The following is a 1,425-nucleotide window of genomic DNA, read 5'->3' on the forward strand; positions in this document are numbered from 1 at the left end:
CTTCTCTGATACAAAATCACCAATGCTCATCAATATTGAATTCTCTCTCGCTAGCATTGTAATGGAGTAAGTTAATGTATAAGCTGCTTCCGTATCTCAAGAGAAGCTTCAACACTAGTATAAGAATTCTGAATACTCAGGATAAATTTTATGAAATGCAATAACATTATTTAGCAACGCACTATCTTTAACAAGCATACATGCCACTGTACTATTTATTGATATATGGGATTAAAGGGTACTTCTTATCAATCAAGTATGCTTGGTTTAATAGCTTTTATATCTTGATCTTATTTAATACAACAACTTTAATGCAACAACAAAGTTAGACAATGAAAAACCAAGAACAAACGCTGTTATCTCACCTAGCGCAAGAAGTTATCACTATTGCTCATTGCTGTAAGATTACTTTCATGAATGGCGCGCATATCTACTTTACTGATTGTGATCACGACTTAACAATAGATGGTATTTCATATTACTCTAATTTCCATAGCAAGGTAAAACTCATAAGCCATGGTCACGGTACCAGCGCTGCACAAATTGAATTTTTGCCGTATGATCACCAGATTGCCGCAGAGGATAGTCTATTATTCGAATTATATACTGATGCAAAAATTGAGATACTATTAGTAAATTATTCAGATATATCTCAAGGTTCCATCACGCTATTTATAGGAAAAATAAGGGAGATATCCCTACATAATCACCTAATCAACGCGTATCTAATAGGTGATATACATGCACTATACAATAAGGTAGAAAGTGTATTTTCACAACAATGCAGAGCTCAATTCTGCGATGGCTTATGCAAGCTTTCTGCCAGTAAATTTTCTGCTTTTGGCACCGTGTCTTCTGTCTTAGATATGTACAAAGAATTTAGAGATGCCACCCTTACTACTTACGACAACTACTACAAATATGGCTTGGTGACCTTTTTAAGTGGAAAAAACAAACAATGTACTTTTGAAATACATTCAAACAGAGGAACTCTCATATCTCTTACTTCTCGGACACCTTATCCTATAGCCATAGACGACCAATATTCGTTACTTGCGGGGTGTGACAAAAATTTCCGTACATGTGTTACAAAATTCCAAAATGCAGAAAATTTCAGGGGAGAACCACACGTTCCAGATCCGCATTCTATATTTCAACCCATTGATTAGTCTATTATCACATAGATAAAAACATCTTAAGGATCTCACTTTTGTACACTTTTATGGAAGAATAAAAGGGGAAAGAGTATGTCTCTTAATCTGTGTTTACGTAAATAAGAGAAGTAAATCCATCCAATATGGCATTGCATGTCTTGCGACCACAATATCAGTCAATCTTGAGGAACATTATACGCTAATCTTTATCGGTACGGGATGTTACACAAAGTAGATTATCACGTGATAATCTAAGCTTGATATATATATG

The 1,425-nt window shown here is 34.7% G+C and carries 1 protein-coding gene; it reads left to right on the plus strand.

Annotated elements, in window-relative coordinates:
- The first annotated feature begins 332 nt into the window (after nt 1-332).
- A complete protein-coding gene (locus KPX09_RS05250; protein ID WP_249549298.1) occupies nt 333-1,169 on the plus strand; it encodes a DUF2163 domain-containing protein in 837 nt (278 codons plus the stop codon).
- The last annotated feature ends 256 nt before the right edge of the window (nt 1,170-1,425 follow it).

Source organism: Anaplasma phagocytophilum (genome assembly GCF_023476575.1).
Classification (GTDB): domain Bacteria; phylum Pseudomonadota; class Alphaproteobacteria; order Rickettsiales; family Anaplasmataceae; genus Anaplasma; species Anaplasma phagocytophilum_A.

What these genes read in the sequence shown, in the direction of transcription:
- KPX09_RS05250 (WP_249549298.1), top strand. Translation starts at nt 333, where the DNA reads ATGAAAAACCAAGAACAAACGCTGTTATCTCACCTAGCGCAAGAAGTT.